General features: G+C 71.7%; 8 protein-coding genes. All 8 read left to right on the plus strand.

Features of this window, described 5'->3' with window-relative positions; translation table 11 throughout:
- On the plus strand, positions 1–464 hold a 464-nt coding region (locus H0487_RS21640), incomplete at its 5' end, for a prepilin peptidase (RefSeq protein ID WP_183096286.1).
- Positions 465–528: 64 nt separating this feature from the next.
- Positions 529–1,707, plus strand: coding sequence for a chorismate synthase (gene aroC / locus H0487_RS21645; RefSeq protein WP_183096287.1), 1,179 nt, complete (start codon positions 529–531; stop codon positions 1,705–1,707).
- Positions 1,704–2,216 carry a shikimate kinase gene (locus H0487_RS21650; RefSeq protein ID WP_312856049.1) on the plus strand — a complete coding sequence of 171 codons (513 nt, stop codon included), beginning with the start codon at positions 1,704–1,706 and terminating at the stop codon, positions 2,214–2,216. The genes aroC and H0487_RS21650 overlap by 4 nt, the downstream gene beginning before the upstream one ends.
- Positions 2,216–3,331 carry a 3-dehydroquinate synthase gene (gene aroB, locus H0487_RS21655; RefSeq protein WP_183096288.1) on the plus strand — a complete coding sequence of 372 codons (1,116 nt, stop codon included), beginning with the start codon at positions 2,216–2,218 and terminating at the stop codon, positions 3,329–3,331. Before H0487_RS21650 ends, aroB begins: the two co-directional genes overlap by 1 nt.
- Entirely contained in the window at positions 3,328–3,777 is a 450-nt protein-coding gene (locus tag H0487_RS21660; protein WP_183096289.1) for a type II 3-dehydroquinate dehydratase, read from the plus strand. Before aroB ends, H0487_RS21660 begins: the two co-directional genes overlap by 4 nt.
- Before the next feature lie 95 nt (positions 3,778–3,872).
- Positions 3,873–4,439: an elongation factor P gene (gene efp / locus H0487_RS21665; protein ID WP_183096290.1), complete on the plus strand. Its 567-nt coding sequence runs from the start codon at positions 3,873–3,875 to the stop codon at positions 4,437–4,439.
- Positions 4,439–4,855, plus strand: coding sequence for a transcription antitermination factor NusB (gene nusB, locus H0487_RS21670; protein WP_183096291.1), 417 nt, complete (start codon positions 4,439–4,441; stop codon positions 4,853–4,855). The genes efp and nusB overlap by 1 nt, the downstream gene beginning before the upstream one ends.
- 37 nt (positions 4,856–4,892) lie before the next feature.
- Positions 4,893–5,329 (plus strand): FAD-dependent oxidoreductase (locus H0487_RS21675; protein ID WP_183096292.1); only part of this gene is annotated, 437 nt, incomplete at its 3' end.

Below are 5,329 nucleotides of genomic sequence, written 5' to 3' on the forward strand. Positions count from 1 at the left end.
CGCTCGTCCCGTTCGGCACCCTGCTCGGGATCGTCGACCACCGGACCCGGCTGCTGCCGTCGGTCGTCGTGCTGCCCGCGACCGGGGTCGCCCTGGCCTGGGGCGGCCTGCGCTGGGCGTCCACCGGCTCGTCGGACGACCTGGTGCGCGGCCTGATCGGGCTGGTCCTCGTCCGGACGGTGTTCTGGCTGCTGTGGTTCGTGCGCCAGGCGGGGATGGGCTTCGGCGACGTCCGGCTCTCGGCCCTGCTCGGCTGCGTGCTCGGCTACGCGGGCGGCGTCCCGCTCCTGTTCGGCTTCTACAGCGCCTTCCTACTCTTCGCCGTCCCCGGGCTCGTGGTGGCGCTCGTGAAGCGGGACCGCTCGGTCCTCAAGCGGGCCTATCCCTTCGGCCCGTTCCTGCTGGTCGGCGCGTGGCTCGGCATCGTCGCCGGCGAGCCCGTGGTCGCCGCGCTCTACGGCTGACCCGGAGTCTCGTCCGCGCACCGCGGCGCTGGCCGGAGGGCGACGGGATGGGAGGATGGGACCCATGTTGCGCTGGCTGACCGCGGGGGAGTCCCACGGACCCTCCCTGGTCGCGATCCTCGAGGGCTTGCCGGCCCACGTCGAGGTGACGACCGACGACATCTCCGACTCGCTCGCCCGGCGGCGCCTCGGCTACGGCCGCGGTGCCCGGATGAAGTTCGAGCAGGACGAGGTCACGATCACCGGTGGCGTCCGCCACGGTCGGACCCAGGGCGGCCCGGTCGCCATCCAGGTCGGCAACACCGAGTGGCCCAAGTGGGAGACCGTGATGGCGGCCGACCCGGTCGACGCCGGCCTCCTCAAGGACACCGGTCGCAACGCGCCCCTGACCCGGCCCCGCCCGGGCCACGCCGACCTCGTCGGCATGCAGAAGTACGACTTCGACGAGGCCCGCCCGATCCTCGAGCGCGCCTCCGCACGCGAGACCGCAGCCCGGGTCGCCCTCGGCCGGGTCGCCAGCAACTTCCTCGAGCAGTCGGTCGGCGCGCGGATCGTCAGCCACGTCATCGAGCTCGGCGGCGTCCGCACGACCGGGACCGAGCTGCCGACGGCGGACGACGTCGAGCGGCTCGACGCCGACGAGGTGCGGTGCCTCGACGCCGACTCCTCGAAGCTGATGGTCGAGCGGATCGACCAAGCCCACAAGGACGGCGACACCCTCGGTGGGGTCGTCGAGGTCGTCGTCCATGGACTCCCGCCGGGTCTCGGCTCGCACGTCCACTGGGACCGACGCCTCGACTCGCGCCTCGCCGGCGCTCTCATGGGCATCCAGGCGATCAAGGGCGTGGAGGTCGGTGACGGCTTCGAGCTCGCGGCGACCCCCGGCTCCCTGGCCCACGACGAGATCGTGTCCACGGAGGACGGCCTGCGCCGTACGTCGGACCGCTCCGGCGGCACCGAGGGAGGCATGTCGACCGGCGAGGTCCTCCGGGTCCGTGCCGCGATGAAGCCGATCGCGACCGTCCCGCGGGCCCTGCGCACCGTCGACGTCGTCACCGGCGAGGCGACCGTCGCCCACCACCAGCGCTCCGACGTGTGCGCAGTCCCGGCGGCCGGGATCGTCGCCGAGGCGATGGTGGCGCTGGTCCTGGCCGACGCCGTCGTCGAGAAGTTCGGTGGCGACTCCGTCCAGGAGACCCGCCGCAACGCCCAGACCTACCTGGACAACCTGAGGTACAGGTGAGCAAGCCGCTCGCCGTGCTCGTCGGCACGATGGGCGCCGGCAAGACGACCGTGGGACGCCTGCTCGCCGAGGCGCTCGGCGTGCCGTTCCTGGACAGCGACCACGCCGTCGAGGCGCACGCGGGCAAGGCCGTCCAGGACATCTTCGTCGACGACGGCGAGGCCGTGTTCCGCAGGCTGGAGCGCGAGGCCGTCGCCGCTGCGCTGGCGGGCCACGACGGGGTCCTCGCCCTCGGCGGTGGAGCGGTGCTCGACGCCGAGACCCGCGCCCTGCTGGCCGACCACCGCGTCGTCTTCCTGCGGGTGGGGCTGTCCGACGCCGTGAAGCGGGTCGGCCTCGGCGCCGGCCGGCCACTGCTCATGGGCAACGTGCGCGCCCGGGTCAAGCAGCTCCTCGACGAGCGCACCCCCGTCTACGAGGGACTGGCGATGATCTCGGTCGACACCGACGGCCGCAGCCCGCAGGACGTCGTCGCCGAGATCGCGGGCCAGATCCAGGAGGCATCCTGATGAGCAACGACACCACGACCGACACCGTCCTCCCGGTCTCGGGCGCCTCGCCGTACGACGTCGTGATCGGCCGCGGTGTCGCTGGGCGCCTCCCGGGACTGCTCGGCGAGGGTGTCCAACGGGTCGCGTTCCTGCACGCCGCGGAGCTGACCGAGCTGGCCGAGCCGGTGCTGGGCGTGCTGCGCGAGCACTACGACGTGCTGGCGCTCGGGCTGCCCGCGGGCGAGGCCACCAAGGCCGCCGAGGTCGCCTTCGAGTGCTGGGACGCGCTCGGCGAGGCCGGCTTCACCCGCTCCGACGCCGTGGTCACCTTCGGCGGTGGCGCGACCACCGACCTCGGCGGCTTCGTCGCGGCGACCTGGCTGCGCGGCGTCCGCGTCGTCCACGTGCCGACGACGCTGCTGGCGATGGTCGATGCCGCGGTGGGCGGCAAGACCGGCATCAACACCGGCGCGGGCAAGAACCTGGTCGGCTCCTTCCACGAGCCGGCCGGTGTCCTGGTCGACCTCGACACCCTGCTCACGCTGCCGCGTGAGGAGCTGGTCGCGGGCATGGGCGAGGTCGTCAAGTGCGGCTTCATCGCCGACCCGGTCATCCTCGACCTCGTCGAGAAGGACCCGGCGGCGGCCACCGACCCGCGCGGGACCGTCCTCCCCGAGCTGGTCGAGCGCGCGATCCGGGTCAAGATCGACGTCGTCGTCGCCGACCTCAAGGAGACCGGCGGCAGCAACGGGCACCCGGGCCGCGAGGTCTTGAACTACGGCCACACCATGGCGCACGCCATCGAGCGGGCCGAGGGCTACACCATGCGCCACGGTGAGGCCGTCTCGATCGGTTGCTGCTACGTCGCCGAGCTCGCCCGGCTCGAGGGTCACCTCGACGACGCGACCGCGGCGCGGCACGCGACGGCGTTCGCGGCCGTCGGCCTGCCGACGACGTACTCCGGCGCCGGGTTCGACGAGCTGCTGGCCGCGATGCGGGTGGACAAGAAGTCCCGTGGCAACACACTGCGGTTCGTCGTCCTCGACGGCGTGGCGAAGCCCGTGGTCCTGTCCGGGCCGGACGAGGCGAACCTGCGCGCGGCCTACGACCTGATGACCGGAGGTGCGGCGTGACCGGCAGCACGAAGGTCCTGGTCCTCAACGGGCCGAACCTGGGACGGCTCGGCCGTCGCCAGCCGGAGATCTACGGCCACACCACCCACGGCGACCTCGTCGACCTCTGCCGTTCGTGGGGCGAGCAGGTCGGGCTCGACGTGGAGGTGCGCCAGACCAACCACGAGGGCGAGCTGCTCGACTGGCTCAACGACGCCGCCGACTCCGCGACGCCCGTCGTCCTCAACGCGGCTGCGTGGACCCACTACTCGTACGCGGTGTTCGACGCCTGCGCCCAGCTGACCGCGACCCTGGTCGAGGTGCACATCTCCGACCCGTCCCAGCGCCCGGAGGTCTTCCGGCACACGTCGGTGGTGACGCCCCACGCTGCGAAGGTGATCGCGGGCCAGGGGGTCGACGGCTACCGCCAGGCTCTCGAATTCATCGCCGCGGACCGCGACGACTAGACTTCGTCGTTGGCTCGCTGAGACCGCGTGCCGCGCCCGTCGGCTCCACGACCGAGGGCGTGATCCTGGACATCTGCATCGAAGAAGGCTGACGCATGGCAACGACGAACGACCTGAAGAACGGCATGGTGCTGAACCTCGAGGGCCAGCTCTGGCAGGTGGTCGAGTTCCAGCACGTGAAGCCCGGCAAGGGCCCGGCCTTCGTCCGGACCAAGCTCAAGCACGTCGAGTCGGGCAAGAACGTCGACAAGACCTTCAACGCCGGCACCAAGGTCGAGACCGCCACGGTCGACCGCCGCTCGTTCCAGTACCTCTACAACGACGGCACCAACTTCGTCTTCATGGACGTCCAGGACTACGACCAGATCGAGGTCGACCCCGCCATCGTCGGCACCGCCGCCGGGTTCCTCCTGGAGAACCAGGAGGTCATCGTGGCCACCAACGAGGGCCGCGTCCTCTTCATCGAGATGCCGGCGTCGGTCGAGCTCCTCGTCTCCTACACCGAGCCGGGCGTCGTCGGTGACTCCGCGACCGGCCGTACCAAGCCGGCGACCCTCGAGACGGGCGCCGAGATCCAGGTGCCGCTCTTCATCGAGCAGGGCGAGAAGATCAAGGTCGACACCCGCGAGGGCGGCTCCTACCTCTCGCGCGTCAAGTCCTGATGTCGTCAGGAGGCGCCCGTTCCAAGGCCCGCAAACGGGCCCTCGACGTGCTGTTCGCGGCTGACCTTCGCCGCGAGTCGGCGGTCGAGAGCCTCGATCGCTCGATCGCTGAGGGCGCAGCGCCGACCAACCCCTACACCGAGACGCTGGTGCGCGGCGTGGCCGAGCACCTCGTCCGGATCGACGAGGTCCTGGCGACGTACGCCCAGGGCTGGACGCTCGACCGGATGCCGGCCGTGGACCGCAACGTGCTGCGGCTCGGCGTCTACGAGATGCTCTACGTCGACGACGTGCCCGACGCCGTCGCGGTCTCCGAGGCGCTGGCGCTGGTGCGCGAGCTCTCGACCGACGAGTCGCCGTCGTTCGTCAACGGCGTCCTCGGCGCGATCCTGAAGAGCAAGCCCACCCTCGTCTGACCTGACTGCTCTGGACACCCGACCTAGGGTGTCTGCCATGAGCGAGAGCATCGACGTCGCGGTCATCGGGCTTGGGCCAGGAGGGGAGCACGTCGCTGCCCAGCTGGCGAAGGCCGGTCTCACGGTCCTCGGGGTGGAGAAGCACCTCGTCGGCGGGGAGTGTCCCTACTACGGGTGCATCCCGTCCAAGATGATGATCCGCGCGGCCGATGCGCTGGCCGAGGCCCGCCGGGTGCCCGACCTCGGCGGGACGGTCGAGGTGACGCCCGACTGGGGCCCCGTCGCGCGGCGGATCTCCGATGAGGCCACCGACGCCTGGAACGACCAGGTCGCGGTCGACCGGCTGGTCGACAACGGCGGCCGATTCGCCCGCGGCCACGGCCGGCTCGCGGGCCCGGGCAAGGTGGTCGTCGAGACCGCCGACGGTCTCGAGGAGTACGACGTCGCGCGCGCCGTCGTCCTCAACGTCGGCAC

The sequence above is a fragment of the Nocardioides stalactiti genome (assembly GCF_014180715.1).
Classification (GTDB): domain Bacteria; phylum Actinomycetota; class Actinomycetes; order Propionibacteriales; family Nocardioidaceae; genus Nocardioides; species Nocardioides stalactiti.